At 65.3% G+C, this 25849-nt stretch carries 24 protein-coding genes, 1 tRNA gene and 1 riboswitch; of the genes, 23 read left to right on the top strand and 2 right to left on the bottom strand.

The window, feature by feature from the left end:
* Window positions 1-115: 115 nt before the first annotated feature.
* From HKX24_RS07455 to HKX24_RS07515, 13 genes are all read left to right on the top strand, one after another.
* Entirely contained in the window at window positions 116-850 is a 735-nt protein-coding gene (locus HKX24_RS07455; protein WP_271691607.1) for a hypothetical protein, read from the top strand.
* Window positions 798-2285 carry a DNA polymerase Y family protein gene (locus HKX24_RS07460; protein ID WP_271693833.1) on the top strand — a complete coding sequence of 496 codons (1488 nt, stop codon included), beginning with the start codon at window positions 798-800 and terminating at the stop codon, window positions 2283-2285. The genes HKX24_RS07455 and HKX24_RS07460 overlap by 53 nt, the downstream gene beginning before the upstream one ends.
* A complete protein-coding gene (locus tag HKX24_RS07465; protein WP_271691608.1) occupies window positions 2285-5614 on the top strand; it encodes an error-prone DNA polymerase in 3330 nt (1109 codons plus the stop codon). The genes HKX24_RS07460 and HKX24_RS07465 overlap by 1 nt, the downstream gene beginning before the upstream one ends.
* A 111-nt stretch (window positions 5615-5725) precedes the next feature.
* Window positions 5726-5822: riboswitch (TPP riboswitch) on the top strand.
* Between the two features lie 68 nt (window positions 5823-5890).
* A complete protein-coding gene (gene thiD / locus HKX24_RS07470) occupies window positions 5891-6694 on the top strand; it encodes a bifunctional hydroxymethylpyrimidine kinase/phosphomethylpyrimidine kinase (RefSeq protein WP_271691609.1) in 804 nt (267 codons plus the stop codon).
* Window positions 6687-7667 (top strand): FAD-dependent oxidoreductase, encoded by a 981-nt coding sequence (locus tag HKX24_RS07475; RefSeq protein WP_271691611.1) that lies wholly within the window; start codon window positions 6687-6689, stop codon window positions 7665-7667. Before thiD ends, HKX24_RS07475 begins: the two co-directional genes overlap by 8 nt.
* The gene (thiS, locus tag HKX24_RS07480; RefSeq protein ID WP_067260908.1) at window positions 7657-7854 is read left to right on the top strand and encodes a sulfur carrier protein ThiS; all 198 of its coding nucleotides are present in this window, start codon (window positions 7657-7659) and stop codon (window positions 7852-7854) included. The genes HKX24_RS07475 and thiS overlap by 11 nt, the downstream gene beginning before the upstream one ends.
* A 3-nt stretch (window positions 7855-7857) precedes the next feature.
* A complete protein-coding gene (locus HKX24_RS07485) occupies window positions 7858-8619 on the top strand; it encodes a thiazole synthase (protein WP_067260906.1) in 762 nt (253 codons plus the stop codon).
* Complete coding sequence (locus tag HKX24_RS07490) at window positions 8616-9212, top strand: thiamine phosphate synthase (protein ID WP_271691613.1); 597 nt, start codon at window positions 8616-8618, stop codon at window positions 9210-9212. Before HKX24_RS07485 ends, HKX24_RS07490 begins: the two co-directional genes overlap by 4 nt.
* The gene (locus tag HKX24_RS07495; protein WP_271691615.1) at window positions 9209-10171 is read left to right on the top strand and encodes a HesA/MoeB/ThiF family protein; all 963 of its coding nucleotides are present in this window, start codon (window positions 9209-9211) and stop codon (window positions 10169-10171) included. Before HKX24_RS07490 ends, HKX24_RS07495 begins: the two co-directional genes overlap by 4 nt.
* A 37-nt stretch (window positions 10172-10208) precedes the next feature.
* Window positions 10209-11156: an ABC transporter substrate-binding protein gene (locus HKX24_RS07500; protein ID WP_271691616.1), complete on the top strand. Its 948-nt coding sequence runs from the start codon at window positions 10209-10211 to the stop codon at window positions 11154-11156.
* The gene (locus HKX24_RS07505) at window positions 11153-11836 is read left to right on the top strand and encodes a TenA family protein (protein WP_271691617.1); all 684 of its coding nucleotides are present in this window, start codon (window positions 11153-11155) and stop codon (window positions 11834-11836) included. The genes HKX24_RS07500 and HKX24_RS07505 overlap by 4 nt, the downstream gene beginning before the upstream one ends.
* A complete protein-coding gene (locus tag HKX24_RS07510; RefSeq protein WP_271691618.1) occupies window positions 11833-12570 on the top strand; it encodes an ATP-binding cassette domain-containing protein in 738 nt (245 codons plus the stop codon). The genes HKX24_RS07505 and HKX24_RS07510 overlap by 4 nt, the downstream gene beginning before the upstream one ends.
* The gene (locus HKX24_RS07515; RefSeq protein WP_271691620.1) at window positions 12570-13316 is read left to right on the top strand and encodes an ABC transporter permease; all 747 of its coding nucleotides are present in this window, start codon (window positions 12570-12572) and stop codon (window positions 13314-13316) included. The genes HKX24_RS07510 and HKX24_RS07515 overlap by 1 nt, the downstream gene beginning before the upstream one ends.
* A 259-nt stretch (window positions 13317-13575) precedes the next feature.
* On the opposite strand, the gene HKX24_RS07520 is transcribed toward HKX24_RS07515, so the two are convergent.
* A complete protein-coding gene (locus HKX24_RS07520; RefSeq protein ID WP_209218687.1) occupies window positions 13576-13923 on the bottom strand; it encodes a GNAT family N-acetyltransferase in 348 nt (115 codons plus the stop codon).
* Window positions 13924-14476: 553 nt separating this feature from the next.
* Here HKX24_RS07520 and hemN point away from each other — a divergent pair.
* From hemN to HKX24_RS07540, 4 genes are all read left to right on the top strand, one after another.
* Entirely contained in the window at window positions 14477-15832 is a 1356-nt protein-coding gene (gene hemN / locus HKX24_RS07525) for an oxygen-independent coproporphyrinogen III oxidase (RefSeq protein WP_271691624.1), read from the top strand.
* A gap of 158 nt (window positions 15833-15990) precedes the next feature.
* Window positions 15991-16335, top strand: coding sequence for a DUF3140 domain-containing protein (locus HKX24_RS07530; protein ID WP_271691625.1), 345 nt, complete (start codon window positions 15991-15993; stop codon window positions 16333-16335).
* 356 nt (window positions 16336-16691) lie between these two features.
* The gene (locus tag HKX24_RS07535; protein WP_271689789.1) at window positions 16692-17645 is read left to right on the top strand and encodes a TAXI family TRAP transporter solute-binding subunit; all 954 of its coding nucleotides are present in this window, start codon (window positions 16692-16694) and stop codon (window positions 17643-17645) included.
* Between the two features lie 61 nt (window positions 17646-17706).
* Window positions 17707-19491 carry a TRAP transporter fused permease subunit gene (locus HKX24_RS07540; protein ID WP_271691627.1) on the top strand — a complete coding sequence of 595 codons (1785 nt, stop codon included), beginning with the start codon at window positions 17707-17709 and terminating at the stop codon, window positions 19489-19491.
* 425 nt (window positions 19492-19916) lie between these two features.
* Here HKX24_RS07540 and HKX24_RS07545 read toward each other — a convergent pair.
* Window positions 19917-20006, bottom strand: a tRNA-Ser gene (locus tag HKX24_RS07545).
* A gap of 247 nt (window positions 20007-20253) precedes the next feature.
* Here HKX24_RS07545 and HKX24_RS07550 point away from each other — a divergent pair.
* The 6 genes from HKX24_RS07550 to HKX24_RS07575 are packed head-to-tail and all read left to right on the top strand — an operon-like array spanning window position 20254 to window position 25801.
* Complete coding sequence (locus HKX24_RS07550; protein WP_276153905.1) at window positions 20254-21153, top strand: SPOR domain-containing protein; 900 nt, start codon at window positions 20254-20256, stop codon at window positions 21151-21153.
* 22 nt (window positions 21154-21175) lie between these two features.
* On the top strand, window positions 21176-22366 hold the full coding sequence (locus tag HKX24_RS07555) for a D-alanyl-D-alanine carboxypeptidase family protein (RefSeq protein WP_271691629.1): 1191 nt from the start codon (window positions 21176-21178) through the stop codon (window positions 22364-22366).
* Window positions 22363-23007, top strand: coding sequence for a dTMP kinase (gene tmk / locus HKX24_RS07560; protein ID WP_271691630.1), 645 nt, complete (start codon window positions 22363-22365; stop codon window positions 23005-23007). Before HKX24_RS07555 ends, tmk begins: the two co-directional genes overlap by 4 nt.
* 52 nt (window positions 23008-23059) lie before the next feature.
* Window positions 23060-24172, top strand: a complete 1113-nt coding sequence (locus tag HKX24_RS07565) for a DNA polymerase III subunit delta' (protein ID WP_271691631.1) — start codon at window positions 23060-23062, stop codon at window positions 24170-24172.
* 13 nt (window positions 24173-24185) lie between these two features.
* Window positions 24186-24992 carry a TatD family hydrolase gene (locus HKX24_RS07570; RefSeq protein WP_271691632.1) on the top strand — a complete coding sequence of 269 codons (807 nt, stop codon included), beginning with the start codon at window positions 24186-24188 and terminating at the stop codon, window positions 24990-24992.
* Window positions 24992-25801: an MBL fold metallo-hydrolase gene (locus HKX24_RS07575; protein WP_271689690.1), complete on the top strand. Its 810-nt coding sequence runs from the start codon at window positions 24992-24994 to the stop codon at window positions 25799-25801. The genes HKX24_RS07570 and HKX24_RS07575 overlap by 1 nt, the downstream gene beginning before the upstream one ends.
* Window positions 25802-25849: the final 48 nt, after the last annotated feature.

Below are 25849 nucleotides of genomic sequence, written 5' to 3' on the forward strand. Positions count from 1 at the left end.
GTAAATGCGGGTTTTCCGCGCCCCGACAAGGGCTTCGCGGTGCCGCTCAAAATTTTGACAGCAGCGCAGTTCATCGTTTATGAATAGAACAAAATGTGAACATATGGAGTCGTGCATGACAACCGATTCTACATATGGGCAGGTCCTTACCCTGCCGCGGCGACGGCCGTCGACACCGCCCGAGCCGGGGGTTCTGGCCACGCATGCGCCGCTGACGGATGTCTTTCCCGGGGCCTTCGCCAGTGCTTCGGCGAGTGGCTTCGTGCTGTCGCTCTTGCCGCGCGGCAAGGGGCCGGTGCTCTGGGTGCAGGACTTCCTGTCGCGGCGCGAAAACGGCGCGCCCTATACCCCGAGCCTCGCGGCCTTCGGGCTGGAACAGCCGGTGCTGCTGGTCACCGCCAGCCATCCGCGCGACGTGCTTTGGGCGATGGAGGAAGGGGCCGCCTGCGCGGGTCTTTCCGCCGTGGTGGGCGAGGTGCATGGCGGGCCGGAGGTGCTGGATTTCACCGTCACCAAGCGGCTATCGCTGCGGGCCGAGGCTTCGGGCGTGCCGCTCTACCTCATCCGCAGTGGCGACCCCGGGGGCCTGAGTGCGGCGCGAATGCGTTGGCGTATCGCCTCCCTGCCCGCGCAGGCGCATCCCGACGATCCGCAGGCCCCGGGCGCGGCCCGCTGGGATCTGGAACTGTTTCGCGCGCGCGGCCATGCGCCCGGCCGATGGGTGGCCGATTATGAGCCCGACAAACGCCACAGCCCCCGCGCCGCGGATCGTCTCCGTCTGGTTCCCCGATCTGACGATGGAGCGCTGGCGCCGGGTGATCAGCCAATACCGCAGCGTTCCGGGGGATGAGGTGCCGGTGGTCCTGTCGCGTGACGGGACGCACGGGCCGGTGGTCCATGGGCTGAGCGCCGCCGCCCGCGCCCGCGGCATCGAGGTGGGCGCGCGGGTGGTCGATGTGCAGGCGATCCACCCCGATCTGCATGTCGAGCCCGCCGATCTCGACGGCGACACCGCGCTGGTCAAACGGCTGGTGCATTGGGCCCGGCGCTGGTGCCCCTGGACGGCGCGGGATCAGGACCACGGCCTGCTGCTCGACGTGACCGGCTGCACGCATCTGTTTGGCGGCGAGGCGGCGATGTTGCGCGACATCCGCAGCCGCTTTGCCCTGCAGGGGCTGACCGCGCGCTGCGCCATGGCCCCCACCCCCGGTGCCGCGCAGGCGCTGGCGCGTTTCGGCTCCGGCGCGCAGATCTGCGGTGCCGAGGACGTGGGTGCCGCCCTTGCCCCCCTGCCCGTCGCCGCCCTGCGGCTCGATGCCCAGACCACGCGGCTGCTGGACCGGCTTGGCCTCAAGGCCATCGGCGCGCTCAGCGATCTGCCCCGCGCCGCGCTGATGCGCCGCTTCGCCAGCCTGAAGCCCGAGCGCAACCCGCTGATCCTGCTCGACAAAGCGCTCGGCAAGGCCGCCGATCCGCTGAACGCCCCGCCCGACCATCGCCATTTCATGGCCCGCAGCCGCCTGGCTGAGCCGGTGCTCGACCCCGCCCCGCATCTGCCCGCGCTGGTGGAAGACCTCTGCACACAACTGGCCCGGGCCGAGCTCGGCGCGCGACGGCTGCGGCTGACGGTCTACCGCATCGACGGCGATTGGCGCACCCTCGGGGTCGCCACAGCGCGGGCCAGCCGCGACCCGGCGCATCTGCGCAGGCTTTTCGATGGCAAGCTGGAGAATATCGACAGCGGCTTTGGTTTCGATCTGCTGACGCTGGAGGCCACCGACAGCGAGCCGCTGCCGCTGATGCAGGACCACCTCGACGGCAAGCGCGATCCTTCGGCGGACGTGGCCGGGCTCTTGGACCGTCTGGTCGCCAAGCTCGGCCCCGAAAAGGTGAGTTGGCCGCAGTGGCGCGAGACCCACAAGCCCGAGGCGGTAGAGGAACGCGCCCCGGCCCTGCAGGCCAGCCCCACAGCCGCCCCCGCGCTGCTGCGCGAACGCCCACTGCGTCTGCTCACCCCGCCCGAGGAGGTGCGCGTGATCTACGCCGTGCCCGAAGGCCCGCCCTCGCAGTTCAACTGGCGCCGCGTCACCTACAAGACCACCCGCCACGCGGGGCCTGAGCGCATCGCGCCGGAATGGTGGCGCGACCGCCCCGGCACCCGGCTGCGCGATTACTATAAAGTGGAGGTCGCGGGCGGCCAGCGCTTCTGGCTCTACCGCGAGGGCGTGATCCACGACGGACGCGGGGCCGAGCCGCGCTGGTTCCTGCACGGGATGTTCGCCTGATGCCGCAGCAGGAGGGACATAAACGCCGCACCTTAGGCGAGGACGGTTTCGCCGCCCCCGCCCGCGCAGAATATGTGGAGTTCGGGCTGGCCAGTTGCTTTTCCTTCCTGCGCGCTGCCTCCGACGCCGTCGATCTGGTCCAGACGGCGCATCACCACGGCTACGACAGCCTCGGCATCGCGGATCACAACACGCTGGCGGGCGTGGTGCGGCTGCATGTAGAGGCCGAAAAGGCGCATATCCGGCCCCTGATCGGCGCGCGTCTGGTGCTGCTCTGCGGGACCGAGATCCTCGCCTACCCGCAAGACCGCGCCGCCTATGCCCGGCTCTCGACGCTTCTGTCGGCGGGCAAGATGCAATCGGTCGACGGCGAGTGGCAGCAAAAGGGCGAGACCCATCTGACGCTGGAGATGCTGCAGGGCCATGCCGAAGGGCTGCACCTCATCGTCATGCCGCCCGAGAACCTCGACCTCTTCGCCGCGGGCCTGCCGCGGCTGCTGAAAGCGCTGCCGGGGATGCGCCACATCGGCGCGAGCTTTCTCTACCGGGGCGACGACCGGGCGCGGATCAACCGGCTGGATGCGCTGGCCCGTGCCCATGGGCTGAGGCTGCTTGCCACCAACGATGTGCTTTACCACGCCCGCCACCGCCGCCCGTTGCAGGACGTGATGGTGGCGATCCGCGAGGGGGTGATCGTGCCCAAGGCGGGCTATCTTCTGGCCGCCAATGCCGAACGCCACTTGAAATCCCCCGAGGCGATGATGCGCCTCTTCGCCGACTGGCCCCATGCCATCGCCGAGACGCGCCGCCTTGCCGACCGGATCGAATTTCGCCTCACAGATCTGGCCTATGAATACCCCCATGAGATCGTCCCCGAGGGCGGCAGCCCGATGGAGGAACTGGCGCGCCTCACATGGGAAGGCGCCGCCCGGCGCTACCCCGAAGGCGTGCCCGAGGCGGTGAAAAAGACCATCGAGAAGGAATTCGCGCTGATCTCCTCCAAGAAGATCGCGCGTTATTTCCTGACCATCTATGACATCGTCCGCTTCGCCCGCGAGGAGGCCGAGCCGCCGATCCTCTGCCAGGGGCGCGGCTCGGCGGCCAATTCCGCCGTCTGCTTCTGTCTCGGCATCACCTCGGTCGACCCGGCGGTGCATGACCTGCTCTTCGAGCGCTTCCTCAGCGAGGAACGCGACGAGCCGCCCGACATCGACGTCGATTTCGAGCATGAGCGGCGCGAGGAGGTGATCCAGTACATGTACGGCAAATACGGCCGCCACCGCGCCGGGCTCTGCGCCACGGTGATCCACTACCGCCCGCGCTCGGCCATTCGCGAGGTCGGCAAGGCGATGGGGCTTTCCGAAGACGTGACCTCGAAACTCGCGGGCACGATCTGGGGCAGTTTCGAGGGCGAGATGGACGACGCCCGCGCCCGCGAGGCGGGGCTGGACCTGTCGGACCCCTACCTCCGCATGGTGCTGAAACTCGCCTCCCAGATGATCGGTATGCCGCGGCACCTGAGCCAACACGTCGGCGGCTTTATCCTCACCGAACGCCCCCTGACCGAGATCGTCCCCATCGGCAATGGCGCCATGCCCGAGCGCAGCTTCATCGAATGGGACAAGGACGACATCGACGCGCTGCAAATCTTCAAGGTCGATATCCTCGCCCTCGGCATGCTGACCTGTATCGCCAAATGTTTCGACCTAATCGAGGCGCATTACGACCGCCCGCTGGAACTGGCCACGGTCCCGGTGGAGGATCACGAGGACGATGCCACCGGGCGGCCCACCTACGACATGCTCTGCCGGGGCGACAGCCTTGGCGTGTTTCAGGTCGAAAGCCGGGCGCAGATGGCGATGCTGCCGAAACTGCGCCCGCGCGTCTTCTACGATCTGGTGATCGAGGTCGCCATCGTCCGCCCCGGCCCCATTCAGGGCGACATGGTGCACCCCTACCTGCGCCGCCGTCAGGGGCTGGAAAGCGTCGTCTACCCCGCCCCCGGCCCGGCCTATCCGCAGGACGAGCTGTTCAGCATCCTCAGCCGAACATTGGGCGTGCCGATCTTTCAAGAACAGGCGATGAAAATCTCCATCGACGCGGCGCGGTTCTCGCCCGCCGAGGCCAACGAGCTGCGCAAGGCCATGGCCACCTTCCGCTCGCGCGGGACCATCGAAAAGCTGCAGGACAAGATGGTGGGCCGGATGACCAAACGCGGCTACGATCCGGTCTTCGCGCAGCGCTGTTTCGACCAGATCAAGGGCTTTGGCGAATACGGCTTTCCCGAAAGCCATGCGGCGAGCTTCGCCAAGCTGGTCTATGTCTCGTCATGGATGAAATGCCACTACCCGGCGGCCTTTGCCTGTGCGCTTTTGAACTCCCAGCCGATGGGGTTTTACGCGCCCGCCCAGATCGTGCGCGACGCGCGCGAGCATCAGGTCGAGGTGCGCGGCGTCGACGTGAACCTCTCGGACTGGAACTGCACGCTGGAGCCCTGCGGCGATGGCTTTGCCCTGCGGCTGGGGCTGCGCATGGTAGACGGGCTGCAGGAAAAGGCCGGCGCGCGGATCATGGACCGGCGCGACGCGCCTTACGCCGATGTCGAAGACCTCAAGACCCGCGCGGGTCTCGATGCCAAGGCGATCCGCCAGCTCGCCGCCGCCGACACGATGCGCAGCATGGGGGTCGACCGGCGCCAAGCGCTCTGGCAGGCCCAAGGGCTGCGCGACGCGCCCGCCTTGCCGATCTTCGATCATGCCGAAGCCTCGGCCCGCGGCCCGGAACCAGAGGTGCATCTGCCGGTGATGCCGAAGGCGGAACAGGTCGTGGCCGATTACCAGACGCTGCGCCTGTCGCTGAAGGCGCATCCGATGTCCTTCTACCGCGCCAGCCTTGCCGCGCAGGGGTTCTCCTCAGCGCGGGACCTTTCACGCATGGGCCACGGGCGGCGGGTGAAACTGGCGGGGCTTGTGCTGGTGCGCCAGAAACCCGGCAGCGCCAAGGGGGTCTGTTTCATCACGCTGGAGGATGAGTTTGGCGTCGCCAACCTCGTGATCTGGCCAAACATGTTCAAGCTCTACCGCCCCACGATCATGTCGGCGAGGCTTCTGGTCGTGGAGGGGCGCGTGCAGACCGACGGGCGGGTGATCCATGTCGTGGCAGACCGGCTCGAGAACCGCTCCGACCGGCTGGCAGCACTATCGGAAGCACCGATGCCCGGCATCACGACGCGCGGCGATCACCCGACCCATCCGCTGCCCGGTCAGGTGGCCATGCACGGCCACCCGCGCGATGCCAAGGTGATCCCCAAATCGCGGGATTTTCATTAACGAATCCTCATGCAATGCATGAGGTACGAACCACAACTACTTGATATAAAAAGTAAACAAATAAATAACCGATCCCCTGTTGACCCTCTGAACGCCCCTCGCTAGCCTGCCGGAAATCCGTTGGGGTGCCGCAAGGCTGAGAGGTGAAAACCGACCCATCGAACCTGATCCGGGTCGTACCGGCGTAGGGAACGGAAGCAAGCATCAGCCCCATCCGGGCGGTCGTTTACCCCGTATCTCCATGCCCTCGGCCCATCTAACGAATGGGGGGGCCGAATGGCGTTTCAAGCACTGACGATTGCGGGGTCCGACAGCAGCGGCGGGGCGGGGATTCAGGCCGATCTCAAGACCTTTAGCGCGCTTGGCGTCTATGGGGCCAGCGTGCTCACCGCCGTCACCGCCCAGAACACCCGCGCCGTCGCCGCGGTCGCCATGATCGCGCCTGCGATGATCCGCGCGCAGATGGCGGCGGTCTTTGACGATCTGGCCATCGGCGCGATCAAGATCGGCATGTTGGGCGATCCGGCCACGATCTCCGCCGTGGCCGAGGGGCTGGCCGACTGCCCCGCGCCCATTGTGCTCGACCCGGTGATGGTGGCGAAATCCGGCGATGCGCTGCTCTCTGCCGAAGCGGTCAAAACCCTGCGCGCCCGGATGCTGCCCCGCGCCCATGTGCTGACGCCGAACCTGCCCGAGGCCGCACGGCTACTGGACACAGAAGAAGCCACCGACGAGGCCACGATGCTCGCGCAGGGCCGCGCGCTGCTGTCGCTCGGTCCGCGCGCGGTGCTGATGAAGGGCGGCCATGGCAAGGGCGAGACCTGTGTCGATCTGCTGATTTCCAAGACCGACACCCTGCGCCTTTCCGCGCCCCGCCAGCAGACGGCGAACACCCATGGCACCGGCTGCACGCTCTCTGCCGCCATTGCCGCCGGTCTGGCGCGGGGCCTGCCTCTGCCGCAGGCGGTGGGAGCCGCTCATAGCTATCTGCAACGCGCCATTGCCGCGGCGGACGCCCTCAACATCGGCCATGGCCACGGGCCGGTCCATCATTTTCACGGCGTTTGGCCCCATGAGTGATGTCACCATCATCGGCGCGGGCGTGGCAGGGCTTTGGGCCGCGCGGGCCTGTCTGGCGCAGGGGCTGCGGCCCCGGCTCGTTGACCGCAAAGGCCCGCCCGGGCCGCATGGCTGTTCGTGGTGGGCGGGCGGCATGCTCGCCCCCTTTTGCGAAGGCGCGCTGAGCGAGCCTGCGGTGGTAACCCATGGGCGGCGTGCCGCGGCGCTATGGGGGGAGATCACGGAAGTCACCCATCGGGGCACGCTGGTCCTCGCCCCCGAACGGGACCGCGCGGAATTGCAGCGTTTCGCCGCCCGCACCGAAAGCCACAGCCCCTGCGACGCCGAAGCCATCGCGGCCTGTGAGCCGGACCTCGCCGGGCGCCATCGCCGCGGGTTGTTCTTTGCCGAGGAAGCGCATCTGAACCCGCGCCAAGCGCTGCAAGACCTGACCCATGCGCTGGCCGCCGAGGGCGTGACGGTTAAGACCACGGCCCTCACCCCTTCGGAGGTCACAGGCCCGGTGATCGACTGCCGCGGCATGGTGGCCCGCGACGCTCTGCCCGGTTTGCGTGCCGTGCGCGGCGAGATGATCCTGCTGCGCGCGCCTGAGATCACCCTCACCCGCCCGATCCGCCTGCTGCACCCGCGCCACCCGCTTTACGTCGTGCCGCGCGGGCAAGGCATCTACATGCTGGGCGCGACCCAGATCGAAAGCGCCAGCCGCAGCGGCATGACCGCCCGCTCGGCGCTGGAACTGCTCTCAGCCGCCTATGCGCTCGACCCGCGCTTTGCCGAGGGCGAGATCATCGAGATGGGCGCCGACCTGCGCCCGGCTTTCGCCGACAACCTGCCCGGCATCGTACAGCGCGGGGCGGTGCTGCATCTGAACGGATTGTTCCGGCACGGCTTTCTCATGGCGCCCGCCTTGGCCGAACAGGCCGCGGGCTTTCTGGCAACAGCGACAACGGGGGATTTATTCCGTGAAGATTGAAGTGAACGGCGAGACGCGTGAGGTCACCGCCGCGCAGCTTGACGCGGCACTGGCAGAGCTTGGTTGGGGCGAAGCGAAAGTCGCCACCGCCCTCAACGGCAGTTTCGTCCCCGCAGGCGCGCGGGGTGAGACCATGCTGAGCGACGGCGACCGGCTCGAAGTGCTCAGCGCCATGCAGGGGGGCTGAACGATGCGCGATTTCTACGGCACCGCCCTGCCCCTGCCGCTGATGCTGGGCACCGCGCGCTACCCCTCGCCCGCAGTGATGGAGGCCGCCTTTCGCCAAAGCGCCGCGCCGGTCGCCACGGTTTCGCTGCGCCGCGAACAAGGCGCAGGACAGGCGTTTTGGGACATGGTGCGCGGCTTGGGCGTGCATCTGCTGCCCAACACCGCCGGCTGCCATTCCGCGCGCGAGGCGATCACCACGGCGCAGATGGCGCGGGAATACTTCGGCACCAATTGGATCAAGCTAGAGGTCATCGGCCATGCCGACACGCTGCAACCTGACCCCTTCGGGCTGGTCGAGGCTGCCGAGGCGCTCTGCGCCGATGGGTTCGAGGTCTTCCCCTATACCACCGAGGATCAGGTGCTGGCCGCGCGGTTGGTCGATGCGGGCTGCCGGGTGCTGATGCCTTGGGGTGCGCCGATCGGCTCGGGGCTGGGGCTGAACAACCTGCACGGGCTGCGCAGTCTGCGGGCAGCATTTCCCGATGTGGCCATGGTGATCGACGCGGGCCTCGGCCTGCCCAGCCATGCGGCACAGGCGTTGGAGATGGGGTTCGACGCGGTGCTTTTGAACACCGCCGTGGCCGAGGCCCGCGACCCCGCCGCCATGGCCGAAGCCTTTGCGCTGGCCTGCCGCGCGGGCGCGCTTGCCGCCGCCTCCGGCCCTATGGGCCAGCGCGACATGGCCGTGCCCTCCACCCCCGTCATCGGAAAGGCTTGGCTATGAGCTTGCCGCGTTTCTACCCCGTCTTCGATAGTACCGCATGGGTCGCGCGGGCCGTGCCCTTGGGCGTGAAGCTGGTGCAACTGCGCATCAAGGACGCGCCCGAAGAGGTGCTGCGCGCCGAGATCACCACCGCGCTCGACCTCTGCCGCCAGCACGGCGCACTGCTGGTGGTGAATGACCACTGGCAACTGGCGATTGAACTGGGGGCCGATTGGCTGCATCTGGGGCAAGAGGATTTGGACAGTGCCAACATCCCCGCGATCCGCGCCGCCGGGCTGAAGCTGGGCCTGTCGACCCATGACCATGCCGAGCTTGACCGCGCGCTGGCCCTCGCCCCCGATTACATCGCCCTCGGCCCCGTCTATCCGACCATTCTGAAAAAGATGAAATGGACCGAACAGGGGCTCGACCGTTTGACGGAATGGAAGGCGCGGATCGGGGATATCCCGCTTTGCGCCATCGGCGGCATGTCTGTCGCCCGTGCGCCGGGGGCCTTTGCCGCCGGGGCCGATACGGTGGCGGCGGTCACGGATATCACGCTGAACGCAGACCCCGAAGCGCGGATGCGCGAATGGCTTGAGGTGACGGCATGAGCCGTTACGCCCGCCAGATCATTCTGCCGCAGGTTGGCGCCGAGGGGCAAGCGCGGCTCACGGCGGCGCATGTGCTGGTCGTCGGTGCCGGAGCGCTGGCGGTGCCTGTGCTGCAATATCTCGTCGGGGCCGGTGTCGGGCGGATCACATTGGTGGACGGCGATCAGGTGGCCTTGAGCAATCTGCACCGCCAACCGCTCTACCGGATGGACGGTATCGGCAGGCCCAAGGTCCGTGCCGCCGCCGAGGCGATGGCGGCGCTGAACCCCGAGGTGACGCTTGTCCCGCGTGCCGAATGGCTCACCCCTGCCAATGCGCCCGCCCTGCTGGCGGGCTGCGATATCGCGCTCGACTGCGCCGACACTTTCGCCGCCAGCCTGACCCTGTCGGACGAAGCCCGCGCGCAGGGCAAACCGCTGATTTCAGCCTCGGCCCTTGGGCTGTCGGGCTATGTCGGTGGTTTCTGCGGGGGTGCCCCTTCGCTCCGCGCTGTTTTCCCTGACCTGCCGCAGACCGCAGCGACATGTGACACGGCGGGTGTTTTGGGGCCCGTGGTGGGGATGATCGGCGCGGCGCAGGCGCAGATGGCGCTCTCGGTCCTGCTGGGCCTCGCGCCCTCCCCGCTGGGGCAACTCTTGATCTGGGACGCCGCGCAATGGCGCATGTCGGGCTTTCGTTTTGACAGCGCGCCCGAGCCTGCGCGCGCCGCGGGTTTCATCGCCGAAAGCCAGATCGCCCCGCGCGATATGGTCATCGACCTGCGCGCCGAAGCGCCCGCGCCTTTCTCAGCCCAAGCGCGCCATGTCCCGCCCGAGGCGCTGCCGGACCTGCCGTTGCCAGCCGATGCACCCCGCATCGTGCTCGCCTGTCGCACCGGCCTGCGCGCGCATCACGCGGCCAACACCCTTCGCCCCCGCTGGCGGGGCGAGATCGCCCTACTCGCCCTCCCCGGCGCCTGACCCTTTTCCCGCATAAACGATATACTGGAGACCCTTCGTGAAAAACATCCTCGCCCCCCTTGCCCTGACGCTGATCGCAGCCCCCGCCTTGGCCCAAGACAAGATGACCGTCATGCTCGACTGGTTCGTGAACCCCGATCACGGGCCGATCATTCTAGCGCAGGAGAAGGGCTATTTCACCGATGCGGGGCTGGAGGTCGAACTCGTCTCTCCCGCCGACCCGAATGAGCCGCCGCGCATGGTGGCGGCGGGCCGGGTCGATCTGGCAGTCTCTTACCAGCCGGAACTGCATCTCGCCCAGCGCGAGGGGTTGGACCTGCGGCGTGTGGGCACGCTGGTCGAAACCCCGCTCACCTGCCTCGTGGTCCGCGCCGACGGGCCGGTGCAGGAGATGGCGGACCTGAAGGGCCGAAAGGTGGGTTTCGCCGTGGCGGGCGTGCAAGAGATGCTGCTGGATGCGATGCTGAGCCACAATGGCGTGGCGCCTGCCGAGGTCGAGCAAATCAACATCGGCTGGTCAATCTCGCCCGCGCTAATGTCGGGACAAGTCGACGGCGTGATCGGCGCGTTCCGCAATTTCGAGCTGAACCAGATGCAGATCGAAGGCCATGAGGGCCGTTGCTTTTACCCCGAAGCCGAGGGCGTGCCCGCTTATGATGAGCTGATCTACGTCGCCCATGCCGAAGAGATGGACCGCGACATGATCGCCCGCTTCCTGCGTGCCACCGAACGGGCCGCCGCCGATATCGTGAATGATCCGGCGGCCAGCGGAGAGGTTTTCTTTGCCTCCGACGCCGAGCTGCGCAACGAGCTGAACACCCGCGCATGGGAAGACACATGGCCCCGTTTCGCCACCCGCCCCGCCGCGGTGGACCACGGGCGCTATGACCGGTTCGAGACCTTCATGCAGGAAAGCGGCGTGGTGGAAACCGTGATCCCCGCCGCCGATCTGGTGGTCGACGTCACAGCGCAGGCGAAACCATGACGGCGCCCGAATACGGCAAGGCCTTCGCCGCTTGGCGCGATGGTGCCGGAGAGTCATGGCGGGCCTATACACGCCATGACTTTGTCGAACAGTTGGGCAACGGCAGTCTGTCGCAGGCCAGTTATCTGCATTACCTGCGGCAGGACTATGTTTTCCTCATCCACTTCGCCCGCGCTTGGGCGCTTGCGGCGGCCAAGGCGGAAACGCTGGATGAAATGGCCGCCGCGAGTGCCACGGTCCACGCGCTCGTGCATGTGGAGATGCCCCTCCATGTAGAGACCTGCGCAGGCCATGGCATCGACCGCACCACGCTTGAGGCCACGGCAGAGGCCCCCGGCAACCTCGCCTATACGCGCTATGTTTTGGAGGCGGGCTATTCCGGGGACTTCCTTGACCTGATGGCCGCCCTCGCCCCCTGCGTTCTGGGCTATGGTGAAATCGGGTTGGCCCTGCGGGGCAATGACGGCCCCTATGCCGATTGGTGCGCGGTTTATGGGGGTGAAGAGTATCAAGCACTGTGCCGCGATGTTGGCGCGCTGATCGACGGGGGGCTAGAGCGGCGTCTGGGCGCAAACTGGCAAACCCTGCCACGGGCCAAGACCTTGCAAGAGCGTTTCAACACGGCCACCGCCCTTGAGGTTGGCTTTTGGGACATGGCGCTGTCGCCCGCGGCAGCATGACCGCCCCAGCGGTGCATCTATCGGGCGCGCTTCACGGCGCTGCTGGCCCTTTGATCAACCATTTCGATCTTACCCTCAAGGCCGGGCAATGGAACGTCTTGCTCGGCCCCTCGGGTGTGGGAAAAACCTCGCTGCTGCGTCTGCTTGCGGGTCTGCCCACTGTGGCCCGTCTCACCGGACGCATCGCCGCCGACGACGACCGCCCTCTCGCCCCCCGTGTCGCCATGATGGCGCAGGACGACCAGCTACTGCCGTGGGCGAGCGCGGTGGAGAATGTCACCATCCCCGCCCGCCTACGCGGAGAACGGGCGGACCCTGACCGCGCTGCTGCGCTTCTGGCCGAGGTCGGGCTTCGCGCGGAGCTGCGCCGCAAACCTGCACAGCTTTCCGCCGGTCAGCGCCAGCGCGTCACCCTCGCCCGCACGCTGTACGAAGACCGCCCCGTGGTCCTGCTGGACGAACCGTTCTCGGCCCTCGATGTGGTGACCCGCCTTAAAATGCAGGATCTAGCGGCGCGGCTGTTTTGCGGGCGAACCGTCGTATTGATCACCCATGACCCGGCGGAGGCCCTAAGGCTCGCCAATTACGCTTGGATCGTGAGCCGCCATGGGGCCGCCCCCTGCCCCCTGCCCAAAACGCCGCCACCGCGCCGGATCGACGCCCCCGAGACCCTCGCCGCTCAAGCCGATCTGCTGCGCCGGATGGGGCTGGCCTCACCCGCGCAGGTCGCCTGATGGTATCTACGCTCCATAAATTATGGCGTGGCATGGTCTGCTTCGCACTCGCCGTCGCGATTTGGCAGCTTGTCGTCACCCTCAGCGGCGTGCCGCGTTTCATCCTGCCGGGGCCTTGGCTTGTCTTGCAGGCGCTGGGCGGGAATGCCGCGCTGCTCTGGCAAAATGCGCTATGGTCGGCGGGCAATCTTGCGCTGGGCCTAAGCTTAGGCATTTTCCTCGGCATTGAGACCGCGCTGTTGCTGACCCTCTCGCGCCGCGCGCGCTGGCTGCTGCGCCCGATGCTGGTGGTGGCTCAGGCCGTGCCTGTCTTCGCCCTCGCCCCGGTCATCACCCTCTGGCTCGGTTACGGGATGCCCTCCAAGATCGTGACCATCGCGCTGGTCACCTATTTTCCCATCGCCTCGGCCCTCTTCGACCGGCTGATGGCGCTGCCCCCGGGCCTGCGCGATCTGGCGCATCTTTCAGGCGCCAACCGCTGGCGCGAAACACTGCTGCTGCGCCTGCCCCATGCCGTGCCGGGGCTGATCTCGGGCCTGCGTCTGGCGGTGGTCTATGGCCCCCTCGCGGTGCTGATCGGCGAATGGGTCGGCTCCTCCCGCGGGCTGGGGCATCTGATGCTGATGGCCAATGGCCGCGGCCAAACCGCGCTCATGTTTGCGGCCCTGATCGTGCTCGCGGCGCTGTCGCTGCTGCTTTGGTCCACGGTCGAAGCGCTCGCCCGCTGGACGGCACGGTGGTTTTAGGTGCTTTGGAACCCCATGGATAGCGTGATGCCCTTATGCGGCACGGCATGGCAATCCGCGCTCCAGCGTCCAAGGATATCCGGGCACCGAAAAAGATATCGGCTATGTGAAATGGTTGATCGATGAAACCGACCCCGTGGGCCGCGGGTTCACCATCACCTAAAAGCTAAAACGTGAAAATTGGCCGCCGCAACCTAAGTGGGGGCCATTCACCTGATAGCCAGAGGCAGATTCCACATGTCCCTCTCAAATTTTCCGGTCAGTTCAACGACAGCTGCGCGACACATTCGGCCCCGCGGCAACGTATCTCTCCCCCTTCTTCGATGCAGAGCTTTTTGATCGCGATATTGCTGCGCAAGAAGTTCACATCCACCGTCTCAATATTTCGCGCACGCGCTTCGGCCAGACCGCGATGGAAGAGCCTCCGGCCATAGCCGCGCCCTTGATAGGCGTCTTCAACCGAAAGCCCGATCTCCGCATGGGTGCTGTCAATGCAATGAAGCTCCAGTATCGCACGCAAAGCATCATCGCATTCGACGCCGAGCGTCAGGTCGGGGTTGGAGCCCCGAACCACGCGCAGCAAGGCATCATCGTTAAGCTGGCCCATGAATCTCAGTTCTCGCGAGGCGGGGCTAAGTCTTTGGTAATGTTCGCATAGGGTCTGCTTTAGAAGCGGGAGGGGAACGGAAAGAGGTTCTGGAACGGCGGTGTGCATGGTGTCTCCAATCTCAAGTCCAAGATGGGAGTCCGACCCGCCCGGAGTAGATATCGAACAGGGCAGGAGAAATGCGCTGTTTGCATAGGTTGCCGGGACGTTTGCTATTCCAGCCCGTGGCGCGCGCTGCGAGAATAGCGCGCTGCTGCCCTCGTCATCCTGTTGTCCTTCGTGCAGTTCCGGGAAACCGCAGGCGCGGCGTGCATCAATCCCGCGACGGCCTATACTGCCCCCTCCACTTCTGCTTTCAACCGCTGCGCTGCCCCGCCGGGGGCGGCACCCCAGACGGCGATCCAGCGGTAGAGGATCGGCGTCAGAAAGAGCATGAAAACCGTAGCAAAGCCCAAGCCGCCGACGATCACCCAACGGACGGCAATGCGCGATTTTTGCGTCCGAATTGATCCAACGCAAAGACCGCTGAACGGCGCCCCCCTAAACCGGTGCCATGGAACAGATACAGATGCTCGAGGCTCTCGGCCTCTTCGACGCGCGCGTGCCGCGCTACACCTCCTATCCCACCGCGGCGGCTTTCACCCCCGCGGTCGGCGCCGCGTTTCAGCGCTCAGCGCTCGGCACGTTGGACCCCGGCGTGCCGGTCTCGGTCTATGTCCACATCCCCTTTTGCGAGCGGCTGTGCTATTTCTGCGCCTGCCACACGCAGGGCACCAAGACGCTCAGCCCTGTCGAGCGCTATATCGAGGCTCTTGAGGCCGAGCTTGAGCTTCTGCGCGCCGCGATGCCTGCGGGCATACGGATGGGGCGGATGCATTGGGGTGGCGGGACACCGACCATCCTACCGCCCGCCCTCATCGACCGCCTGAACCGCGCCCTTCATCAGATCTTCACCCCGACCGAGGATTTCGAGTTCTCCGTCGAGATCGACCCCACCCAGATCGATCCCACCAAAATCGCTGCCCTGCGCGCCGCGGGCCTCACACGGGCCTCTATCGGCATTCAGGATTTCGACCCTGAGGTGCAGCAGGCCATCGGGCGCCTCCAGTCCTTCGAGGTCACACGCCGCTGTGTCGATCAGTTGCGCGTCGAGGGGGTCACCTCGCTCAATACTGACTTGGTTTACGGTCTGCCTCATCAGACCATGGCGCGGCTGGAGGATACGATTGACAAGACCCTGTCCCTTGCCCCGGATCGCGTGGCGCTTTTCGGCTATGCGCATGTGCCATGGGTCGCGAAACGGCAGAAACTCATCCGCGAGGCGACACTGCCCGACGCAGTCGCACGCTATCACTTCGCCGAGAAGGCCGCGGCACGCTTCGCCGCTTCGGGCATGGAGGCAATTGGCATCGATCATTTCGCCACGCCGCAGGATGGGCTGACCCAAGCAAAGAACAACCGCCGTCTGCGCCGGAATTTCCAAGGCTACACCGATGACAATTGCCAAACCCTGATCGGCCTCGGCGCCTCGTCAATCTCGCGTTTTCCGGGGGGCTACGTACAGAACGCACCCGCGACAGCAGCCTACACCGCGCGCATCGCGGCTGGCGAGTTGCCCGGAACGCGCGGCTACGCTTTGAACGACGCTGAGCGCCTGACCGCGCGGGCGATTGAATGTCTGATGTGCGACTTCACTCTTGACCTGAACGCCTTGGCAGAAACCTTCGGCCCACGGGCCTTCGATCTCGCGCCCGAGTTGAAGGCCATCGCGACCCGCTACACGCCATTCGTGCGCTTGTCCGGAACGCGCCTCGACATCCTGCCCGAAGGTCGCGCCCTGACCCGCATGATCGCATCGATGCTTGACCGAGAGGTGCCGGAGGGCATGCGCTATTCGCAAGCGTCTTGAGCTTTCACCGGCTCGCCCGAGGCGCGGGCCGTTCAGACACTGACAAGCCAACAGCAGACAGATCGTTGTGCGTCAAACTGACCATGGCAGACCGCTGTGACCTATCGGAACAAAGCGCGCGCAAGCCGGTTTCTTCCCAGTAATGGATTGGGAAAAAAATGTCTTCATCGAAATCGAAGGACGAAATCTGGGACGAGTGGCGCGATCTGGTCAACATGGCACCGGCGGAGCTTGAGGAATGGCTGGAGACCGAGGCCTCCAAGTCCGTGGGCGACAGCGGAAGCGGTGAAAGCACCGGGCACAAATCCGGCCGCAGGATCGTCAAGATCAAACGTACCAGCAAGGACGACCTGACCGACGATCAGTGGGATCACATGGCAACCGTCGTTGGCTATATCAAACGGCACCTCTCCCAAGGCGGGCCGAAGGATGGAGTTGAAGACTCGAAATGGCGCTATTCGCTGATGAATTGGGGCCACGACCCTTTGAAGGGCGATAGCTGACGCACTGCGCCTTGCCCGATTGATAAGGGTATGGACCTTTGATCGGGCTTCAACATTGGCAAAGGAGCGCAGACAGTTGCGCTTTTTCGCAACTCAAGCGTCGATATCTCTCGCCCCCTATGGCCTGCGATCCGCGCATCGCAGAATTGGTTGCGGGGCGCAGCGAACCTGCCGCCTCTGCCATCTTCGCCCCCGCAAGACCGAAGCGGCCCGCCGTATTGGTCCGTAAGAGCCACCCAACAGCGAAACCCCATTCTCGACAATGCCGTAGTGTGCTGCCACAAAGTCACCCAAAGGCAGTCCCGCACATGTTTCGCCGGGAGAACGTTGGCCTTGCGCTTGGAGGAGGAAAAACCATGAATGCGTTGAGACAAACTATTTGCGCGGCATTGGCCCTGGGGCTTGTGGGGGGTGCCGCGAGCGCCGAAACCAGAGTGACCTATAAGTCGGCCAAATCGGGCTCGTCCTACTATCAAATGGGCGTGGAGCTTGCCGAGGCCATGAAAGCGGGCAGCGGCGGAGACATCTCGGTTACCGTGGAAGAGAGCCAAGGATCGGTTCAAAACGTCATGGAAGTCCGCGCGCGTGGGGCCGACTATGTCTTTACCACCCCGCCCTCGCTCGTTGGTCTGGCCCAGAACGGCAAGGCTATGTTTGAAGGCAAGACCGCACCGGCTTTCGATGAGATTCGCGCGCTTTTCCCGATCCCATCGCTGACCATGCATTTCGTGATGTCTCAGGACAGCGGCGCCACCGCGCTCGCGGATTTGGAAGGCAAGAGCATCCTGCTGGGCAAAGGGTCTTTCGGCGCGACCGAAGGCGCGAAGTATCTGGATATGTTCGGGCTGGCAGACAGTGTCGAGATCGCGGATGCGGAATTGAGCAACGCCGTGGCCGCTTTGAAGAACGGGCAGATTGACGGGTTTGTCACAGCGGGTTCCTTCCCGGCGCCAAATGTCGTCGAAGCCGCCGCCTCCACCCCCGTGACCGTTGTCCCGTTGTCGGACGAGCAGATCACCCAATCCAAACGGACCCGCATTGTCATTCCGGCGGGCACCTATGCGGGCCAAGAGCAGGATGTGACCACAACGTCCCTGCCCGTCGTCGCTTTCACGACAACCAAGATGGACGATGAAACGGCTTATCAGCTGACCAAGACCTATTGGGAAAACAAGGCCAAGATGGCCGATACTTCGCCTTGGTGGGGCAATGTCACGCCTGAGTTGATGGCCAATATCACCACTGAACTCCACCCCGGCGCGCTGCGCTATTACGAAGAAGCTGGGATCGCGACAGAGACCTCGCAATAACAAGAGGCGCGGCGCGGGTTTTCCGCGCCGCGCTTGCCCAGCCAAAGCCGGACCCCCATAGATGACAAACCTCCCCGAAAGCCGATTGGCGGCGAGTTTCTGGATCGCGCTGGCCATCGCGCTGGTCAGCTATCACTTGGCGCTGGTGTTTTCGGGTCTGGTGCCGAACCTGATCAGCAGGCCGCTGCATATGGCCTTCATCCTGCCCTTCGCCTTGGTCTTTGACGCGCAGACCCCGCTGCGGCGGATCACTGGCAGCATCTTGGCCGCATTGGGCATCGCCGCAGCGCTTTGGGTGGCCTTCAACAGCGATGCGCTTGGCGATCAATACGGGTTCATTGAAAGCAACTTCCAGCTCGCCGTGGCGGCGACGCTGCTCTTGGTGGTGCTGGAAACGGCGCGGCGCGTGATCGGTTGGCCCTTGCCACTGGTCGCGGCACTCGCCCTGCTCTATGGCCTGTTCGGGCAGCATATTCCTGGCGAGTTCGGTCATTCCGGCACGCCAATAAAAAGCTATTTCGGAACACTGACCATTGCCGAGGGCGGCATCTGGGGAACGCTCACCGGTGTCTCCGTTTCTGTCGTGGCGATCTTTGTCATCTTCGGCGCAGTTCTGAACGCTGGCGAAGCGGGGCAAGGTTTCATGAATGTCGCCGCCGCCGCCGCGGGGCGGCTGAAAGGCGGCGCGGCGAAGGTGTCTGTTTTGTCGTCGGCGCTCTTTGGGTCGATCTCCGGCTCGGCCTCCGCAAATGTCGCGTCCACCGGCGCGATCACCCTGCCCGCGATGACCAAGCTTGGCTACCCCAAACGCCTCGCCGCCGCGGTCGAGGCCGTGGCCTCCTCAGGCGGGCAGATCATGCCGCCCCTGATGGGCGCAGGCGCTTTCGTCATGGTCGAGCTGACCGGCGTGCCCTACACTGGCATCATGGCTGCCGCCGCGCTTCCGGCGGTGCTTTACTTCGTGGCGGTCTGGGTTGGCATCAACGCCTATGCGCAGCGCTTCGCCCTCAAAGGGATCGCAGAAGCGGATCGCCCTGCATTGCGCGATGTGGTTGTCACATCGCTCTTCTTCCTCGTCCCCTTCTCGGTCCTGCTATGGGGGATGTTCGTCGCGCAGTTCACGCCGGAATATGCGGCGGCTATGGCGATCCTCGCAGCGGCGTTGCTCTTGTTCTTCAACGCGCAGCTCACTTTCGAGCCGCGCCAGATCGCCACGCGAATGGCAAGTGCAGTTCTCAATGCCGCGCGGCAGGTTGCCCTGATCGCCTCTATCATCCTTTGCGCCTCAATCATCATCGGCGTGCTGTCGATCACCGGGCTTGGCGTGAAAATCACCTCTCTCATTCTGGCGGGGTCTGGGGGGCTTCTTTGGCCGTCCCTGCTGCTCACGGCGCTTGCTTGCCTCATTTTGGGCATGGAAGTGCCCACCACGGCGGCTTATGTGATCTGCGTCTCCGTCGCCGGGCCTGCGCTCATCGAACTGGGTCTTTCGCCGCTTCAAGCGCATCTCTTTGTCTTTTGGTTCGCGCTTCTCTCGACAATCACGCCCCCGGTCTGCGGCGCTGTTTTTATCGCCGCGGGGATGATTGGCGAGAATTGGTTGAAGGTCGCTCTGACAGCGATGGCGCTTGGCATTGGACTCTACATCATCCCGCTCGGTATGGTCGCGAACCCGGATATGCTGACCCTTTCGGACGCCCCATTGGCAGCTCTCTTGGCGGCTGGTCGTGTCGCATTGGGGCTGACCCTGCTTTCATACGGTTTGATCGGCGCGCGACGACCCTTGCCGACGCTCGCGCTTTGCGCAGGTGGGCTGGCTGTTGTGTTTTTTGGCCTGTGGATTTGAGCGCGCGGCGTTAGAGCAGGCGATTGGTTAAGTTGATGGTTCGAAGCAAACGCGCGAACCAATTCGCGCTCTATTGGAGGCGTGACCTGTCACTGAATTTTCACCCAGCCGCGCCCGGACCCCGATTAGTCTTTACAATAGATGCCTTGCGGAACTCGATACTCCGTGGGCATTTGATCGAAGACAGCTTTGTTCGGCAAAATTCAAACAAGGCGTCACGCAGTTCACATAAAATACGGACGTGTATGGTCCCTCCCTAAATGCAGGTGAAATTTTGATAATAAAAACCGTCTTCTACAACAAACGTTGTTAATTTGGCCCATTTAGGATCACATTTTAGGGCAGCTTTTGTGGGGTGTATTAAAGGCTGGAGGCCCAGCCAAACGAGAAAGGTTTTCAAAGCCATATATATTCAGCTGAAGAGCTGGCGGAGGAGGTGGGATTCGAACCCACGGTACGCTCTCACGCACGCCGGTTTTCAAGACCGGTGCATTCGACCACTCTGCCACTCCTCCGCAGCACGCTCCTCCTAGAGCGCCGGGATCGATTCGGCAAACGCACATTTTCGAGGCCAGCCCCCCGCGCGCCTTTGGGGAAATTCGCCGATCTGCCCTGCGCGGTCTTTTCAAGCGCTGCCCGGTCGGGTTACTCTGCGCCAAAGCCCCTTTCAGAGGGGCGCAGGGCGTGCCGATCCAACGGCGCGACATTCTCGCGGGACATGGGTCGCGGCGCGCGACGACAGCAGGCAAGGACATCAAGGGCATGAGCAGGGACAATCAACCGTTGCGCATCAAGAAAAGCCGCGCGGCGGGCTTGGGCGTGGGCATTCTGACAGTTGGTTTGCTGGCCGGTTGCGAGGGTGGCGATTTCAAACTCCCCTTCGGTGCAAACGAAGGCGCCAGCGCGCCGCGCAGCACCTCGACCAAATTGGTGGAACGTGATGTCGAAGCACCTGAGGTCTTCTCAGCCACGGATGAGGGTCTTTGGGACGGGCGCCCCTCGCTCGGCGGGGTCTGGGTGGCGCATCCGGACGTCACCGAACCTGAGCGCGTGATCGTGCGCAATGAGGCGAACGGCAAATTCGTCATCGGTGCCCTGTTCCGGCGCGAGCGGGAGCTGCCGGGGCCGAAGCTGCAAATCTCTTCGGATGCCGCCGCCGCGCTTGGCATTCTGGCGGGCGCTCCGACGCCGCTGAACGTAACCGCCTTGCGGCGCGAGGAAAGCGCCGCCCCGGAAGAGAGCTTTGAGGCCGAGAATAGCGGTGACGTTGCAGCCACTCTTGCCAGCCCTGCCCCTGTCACCGCCACCGCGCTGGCCCCTGCGCCGACGGCCAGCACCGCTGCCACTGCCACCGCGAGCGCCAAACCGGCGGCCAAACCGCCCGCCCCTGCGGCCCCGAAACCGGCGCGCCCGGCGGCTGGTGCGAAACTGTCCAAACCCTACGTGCAACTGGGCATCTTCAGCGTGGAGGCCAATGCCACCCGCACCGCCAAACAGATGCGCGGCGCGGGCATGGTGCCCACCGTCAAGCAAAGCGCGATCAACAACAAACCCTTCTGGCGCGTGGTGATCGGCCCCGCCACCAGCAAATCCGAACTCGATACCCTTCTCAAGAAGGTCAAGGCCGAGGGCTTTACCGACGCCTACGCCGTGTCGAACTGACAAACCGGAGGAAATGCTTCCTATGATCCGCCTTTTTGCCGCCGCCGTGGCGCTGGTGCTGACGCTCCAGCCCGCCGCCGCTTTCGATACCCGCGCCACCGCCGCCTATGTGTTGGACCAGACCACTGGCACCGTGCTGCTGGCCAAGAACGCGGATGAGCCGCTGCCGCCCGCCTCCATGTCCAAGCTGATGACACTTTACATGGCCTTCGAGGCCGTGGAGCGTGGCAAGCAGAACGGCGGGCTCGATTTGGTTGAGAAACTGCCCGTGTCCGAACACGCCATGTCCTATGGCGGCTCGACCATGTTCCTCGACACCACCGACCGCGTCTCAGTCGAGGACCTGATCCGCGGCATCATCGTGCTGTCGGGCAATGACGCCAGCGCCGTGATTGCCGAAGCGCTGAGCCCCGATGGTACGGAATACGGCTTTGCTCGGCTGATGACGCAGCGCGCGCAGCAGATGGGGATGACCAATTCCACCTTCGCCAATTCCAATGGCTGGCCGCAGGCGGGGCATCTGATGTCGGTTCGCGATCTGGGGCTGCTGGCCAACCGTATCATCACCGATTTCCCGCAGTTCTACCCGCTTTTTGCAGAGCGTGAGTTCGCCTTCGATGGCCGTGCGCCGCAGAACAAGACCAACCGCAACCCGCTTTTGGGTCTAGGCATCGGCGCGGATGGCCTGAAAACCGGGCACACCAATGAGGCGGGCTATGGGCTGGTTGGCTCGGCCAAACAGGGCGACCGCCGGGTGATCTTTGTGCTTTCCGGCCTCGACAGCGCCGCCGCCCGCGCGCAGGAGGCTGAATCGGTGGTCAACTGGGCCTTCCGCCAGTTCACGCAGCGCGATCTGGGCGAAGCGGGCACCCGCATTGCCGAAGCCCCCGTGGCCCTTGGCACGACCAAATCGGTCGGGCTTGACCTGAAAGACGATCTGTCGATGCTGGTGCCTGTCACCGGCGGGGATGAGATCGAGGCCGAGGTGATTTACACTGGCCCGTTCCAAGCGCCGATCAGCAAGGGGGACGAATTGGGCGAACTGGTGGTCGACCGGGGCGAATTGCCTGCCATGCGCGTGCCGCTGGTGGCCTCGGCCTCCATCGCGCCGGGGGGGTTCATGGTCAAGATGACCGCCGCCGCCCTGCATCTGATGAACCGCCTCAACGCCGGGCCGCAGGCGGCCCCCACCGTGGAAGCGGAAACTTCGTGACCAGCGCAGAGAAGGCCCGCGCGCCGGGCCTCTTCGTCACTTTCGAAGGCATTGATGGCTCTGGCAAATCCACCCAAGCGCGGCTTTTGGCGGATCATCTGACGGCACAGGGCCATGACGTGGTGCTGACCCGCGAACCGGGCGGCAGCCCGGGGGCCGAGGAAATCCGTGCGCTTGTCTTGCAGGGTGATCCCGACCGCTGGTCGGCGCAGACGGAAATCCTGCTCTTCACCGCCGCGCGCCGCGATCATCTTGAACGCACCATTCGCCCCGCGCTCGACGCCGGAAAGGTCGTGATCTGCGACCGTTTCGCCGATAGCACGCGGATGTATCAGGGCCTTTCGCGCGGCGATCTGCGGCAGATGGTGGACGATCTGCACGCGCTGATGATCGGGGTAGAGCCTGACCTGACCCTCTTGATCGACATGGACCCTGTCCATGGGCTGGAGCGTGCCCTCTCGCGCCAGACCGCCGAAGAACGGTTCGAGGATTTCGGCGTGGAACTTCAAGCCAAGATGCGCGGGGGCTTTCTGAGCCTTGCCGAGGAGTTCAGCGACCGCTTCCATGTGATCGACGGGGGCCGCGACATCGACAGCGTGGCCCGCGACGTGACCGCCTGCGTCACCGCGCGTTTGGGCTGATCCACGCGCCCTGCCCGCTTCCCTCTGCGGCGAAACATGCTAGACCGAGGCCATGACAGACGACGCCCCCCAGCCAGACCGTGTGGAAGGTGCCCGCCACCCGCGCGACACGCCGAAACTGATCGGCCAAAGCGCCGCCGAGGCTGCCTTTCTCGACGCTTTCAACAGCGGCAAATTGCATCACGCTTGGATGCTGACCGGCCCGCGCGGTGTGGGCAAGGCGACGCTGGCATGGCGCATCGCGCGGTTTCTTTTGGCGACCCCCGACCCCGATGGCGGGATGTTCGACCTGCCCCCGGCCGAGACGCTTGAGATCGACCCCGAGCATCCTGTCGCCCGCCGTGTGGCCGCCGGGGCCGAAGCGGGGCTGAAATCCGTCACCCGCACGCTGAACCCCGATACCAAGAAAATGCGCAAGCAAATCGTCGTCGATGACATCCGCGCGCTGAACGGTTTCTTCCAGATGTCCGCCGCCGATGGGGGCCGCCGCGTTGTCATCATCGACGACGCGGATGAGATGAACCCCAATGCCGCCAACGCGCTGCTGAAGATGCTGGAGGAGCCGCCGGAACGGGCCGTCCTGCTGCTGCTCAGCCACCAGCCCTCCAGCCTGCTGCCCACCATCCGCTCGCGCTGCCGCACCCTACGGCTCGGCACGCTTGACGCGGGTCAGATGGCCGAGGCGCTGGCCGGCTCGGGCGTGGAGGTTGAAGACGATCCCGCCGCACTGGCCGAGCTTTCCGGCGGGTCGGTCGGCGGGGCGCTGCGCCTGTCGCTGATGGGCGGGGTGAAAACCTATGCCGATCTCGTCGGCCTGATCTCTTCGCTGCCGCAACTCGACCGGGGCCGCGCCATTAAGCTGGCCGAAGCCGCAGCACAGCGCGGGGGGGAGGCGAAACTCGACCTGCTCTTTACTCTGCTGGACCTGCTGCTGGTGCGTCTGGCCCGCACCGGGGCCACCGGTGCGCCGCCCGCGCAGCCCGCCTGCGCCGATGAGATTGCCGTGCTGCAACGCCTTTCGCCCAGCCCCGCACAGGGGCGCGCATGGGCCGATGCGGCGCAGCAGATATCCGACCGCGCCCGTCACGGGCTGGCGGTGAACCTTGACCCTGCCGCGCTGGTCCTAGATACCCTGCGGCAGATAGGCCAGACGGCGCCAAGATAGCCGAAAGGACAGCATGACCGACACGCCCCAGATCACCGACAGCCACTGCCACCTCGATTTCGAGAGCCTGCAAGAAGACCTGCCCGGCGTCATCTCCCGCGCGGCGGAGGCTGGCGTCACCCGCATGGTCACCATCTGCACCCGGCTAAAGAACGAGCCCAGCGTGCGGGCCATTGCCGAGGCGCATGAGCCGGTGTTCTACGCCGCAGGCACCCATCCGATGTCCGCCGCGGAAGAGCCGATGGCTTCGGTCGACGAACTTCTCGCCCTGACCCAGCACCCCAAGATGGTCGGCATCGGTGAGACGGGCCTCGACTACCACTACACCGCCGAGAGTGCCGAGGTGCAAAAGACCTCTCTGCGCATCCATATCGCCGCGGCGCGGGAAAGTGGCTTGCCGCTGATCATCCATGCCCGCGATGCGGATGACGACATGGCCCGCATCCTGCGCGAGGAACATGCGAATGGCGCCTATAGCTGCGTCATGCATTGCTTCTCCTCCTCCGCTGAACTGGCCCGTGCCGCGCTCGATCTGGGGTTCTACCTGTCGATGTCCGGCATCACCGCCTTCCCCAAGTCGCAAGAGCTGCGCGAGATTTTCGCCGCCGCCCCGCTCGACCGTATTCTGGTGGAAACGGACGCGCCCTATCTCGCCCCGCCGCCGCATCGCGGCAAACCGAATGAGCCTGCCTTTACCGCCCATACCGCCCGCCGCGCGGCTGAGACCTTTGGCCTCGACTACGCCGATTTCGCGGCCCGCACGCAGGCGAATTTCGAGCGTCTCTTCGCGAAAGCCGCCGCTTGGGAGCCTGCGCGCTGATGGCCGACCTGCGGGTGACCATATTGGGCTGCGGCTCTTCCGGCGGGGTCCCGCGGATCGGCGGCCACTGGGGGGCTTGCGACCCGAATGAGCCCAAGAACGCCCGCCGCCGCTGCTCGATCCTTGTGGAGCGGGTGACGGAGGCAGGCAGCACCGCCGTCTTGATCGACACCTCCCCCGACATGCGCAGCCAACTCTTGGACGCAGGCATCGGGCGGCTCGATGCGGTGATCTACACCCATTCCCACGCGGATCATGTGCACGGGCTGGACGATTTGCGCATGGTGGTGATGAACATGCGCGCGCGGCTGCCGGTCTGGGCCGATGCGCCCACGCGGGACGCGCTGATCGAACGGTTCGGCTATGCCTTCGTGCAGCCCGAATGGTCAAGCTACCCGCCCATCCTCGACATGCATGAGATCACCGGCGAGGTCAGCATCGACGGCCCGGGTGGCACCCTGAAGTTCAACCCCTTCACCGTCACCCATGGCAATATCGACGCGCTCGGCTTTCGCTTTGACGATATCGTCTACCTGCCCGATGTCTCGGCCATCCCCGAGGACTGCTGGCCGATGATGGACAACCTGCGCTGCTGGATCGTTGACGCGCTGCGGCGGGAGCCGCATCCGACCCATAGCCATCTGGCGCAGACCCTTGGGTGGATCGACCGGGTGGCGCCGCAGACGGCGGTCCTGACCAATATGCACAACGACCTTGATTACCACACCGTCGCCGCAGAGACGCCGGATCACATTCAACCGGCCTATGACGGGCTGACCCTTCATTTCCCCCTTCCCCATTCAGACTAGGCAGCGCCGGGCGCGGGCCTGAGGGTCGGCGCCCCCGCCGCACCCCAT

Source organism: Sulfitobacter sp. M85 (genome assembly GCF_029285915.1).
GTDB lineage: Bacteria > Pseudomonadota > Alphaproteobacteria > Rhodobacterales > Rhodobacteraceae > Sulfitobacter > Sulfitobacter faviae.

Excerpts from the sequence above, each read along its gene's own strand:
- HKX24_RS07555 (WP_271691629.1), top strand. The coding sequence starts at position 21,176 with ATGATCCGCCTTTTTGCCGCCGCCGTGGCGCTGGTGCTGACGCTCCAG.
- HKX24_RS07505 (WP_271691617.1), top strand. The coding sequence starts at position 11,153 with ATGACGGCGCCCGAATACGGCAAGGCCTTCGCCGCTTGGCGCGATGGT.
- HKX24_RS07460 (WP_271693833.1), top strand. The coding sequence starts at position 798 with ATGGAGCGCTGGCGCCGGGTGATCAGCCAATACCGCAGCGTTCCGGGG.
- HKX24_RS07575 (WP_271689690.1), top strand. The coding sequence starts at position 24,992 with ATGGCCGACCTGCGGGTGACCATATTGGGCTGCGGCTCTTCCGGCGGG.
- HKX24_RS07465 (WP_271691608.1), top strand. The coding sequence starts at position 2,285 with ATGCCGCAGCAGGAGGGACATAAACGCCGCACCTTAGGCGAGGACGGT.
- HKX24_RS07540 (WP_271691627.1), top strand. The coding sequence starts at position 17,707 with ATGACAAACCTCCCCGAAAGCCGATTGGCGGCGAGTTTCTGGATCGCG.
- HKX24_RS07485 (WP_067260906.1), top strand. The coding sequence starts at position 7,858 with ATGCGCGATTTCTACGGCACCGCCCTGCCCCTGCCGCTGATGCTGGGC.
- HKX24_RS07510 (WP_271691618.1), top strand. The coding sequence starts at position 11,833 with ATGACCGCCCCAGCGGTGCATCTATCGGGCGCGCTTCACGGCGCTGCT.
- HKX24_RS07515 (WP_271691620.1), top strand. The coding sequence starts at position 12,570 with ATGGTATCTACGCTCCATAAATTATGGCGTGGCATGGTCTGCTTCGCA.
- HKX24_RS07455 (WP_271691607.1), top strand. The coding sequence starts at position 116 with ATGACAACCGATTCTACATATGGGCAGGTCCTTACCCTGCCGCGGCGA.
- HKX24_RS07550 (WP_276153905.1), top strand. The coding sequence starts at position 20,254 with ATGAGCAGGGACAATCAACCGTTGCGCATCAAGAAAAGCCGCGCGGCG.
- HKX24_RS07520 (WP_209218687.1), bottom strand. The coding sequence starts at position 13,923 with ATGGGCCAGCTTAACGATGATGCCTTGCTGCGCGTGGTTCGGGGCTCC.
- HKX24_RS07490 (WP_271691613.1), top strand. The coding sequence starts at position 8,616 with ATGAGCTTGCCGCGTTTCTACCCCGTCTTCGATAGTACCGCATGGGTC.
- thiD (WP_271691609.1), top strand. The coding sequence starts at position 5,891 with ATGGCGTTTCAAGCACTGACGATTGCGGGGTCCGACAGCAGCGGCGGG.
- HKX24_RS07570 (WP_271691632.1), top strand. The coding sequence starts at position 24,186 with ATGACCGACACGCCCCAGATCACCGACAGCCACTGCCACCTCGATTTC.
- HKX24_RS07495 (WP_271691615.1), top strand. The coding sequence starts at position 9,209 with ATGAGCCGTTACGCCCGCCAGATCATTCTGCCGCAGGTTGGCGCCGAG.
- HKX24_RS07565 (WP_271691631.1), top strand. The coding sequence starts at position 23,060 with ATGACAGACGACGCCCCCCAGCCAGACCGTGTGGAAGGTGCCCGCCAC.
- hemN (WP_271691624.1), top strand. The coding sequence starts at position 14,477 with ATGGAACAGATACAGATGCTCGAGGCTCTCGGCCTCTTCGACGCGCGC.
- HKX24_RS07535 (WP_271689789.1), top strand. The coding sequence starts at position 16,692 with ATGAATGCGTTGAGACAAACTATTTGCGCGGCATTGGCCCTGGGGCTT.
- HKX24_RS07475 (WP_271691611.1), top strand. The coding sequence starts at position 6,687 with ATGAGTGATGTCACCATCATCGGCGCGGGCGTGGCAGGGCTTTGGGCC.
- HKX24_RS07530 (WP_271691625.1), top strand. The coding sequence starts at position 15,991 with ATGTCTTCATCGAAATCGAAGGACGAAATCTGGGACGAGTGGCGCGAT.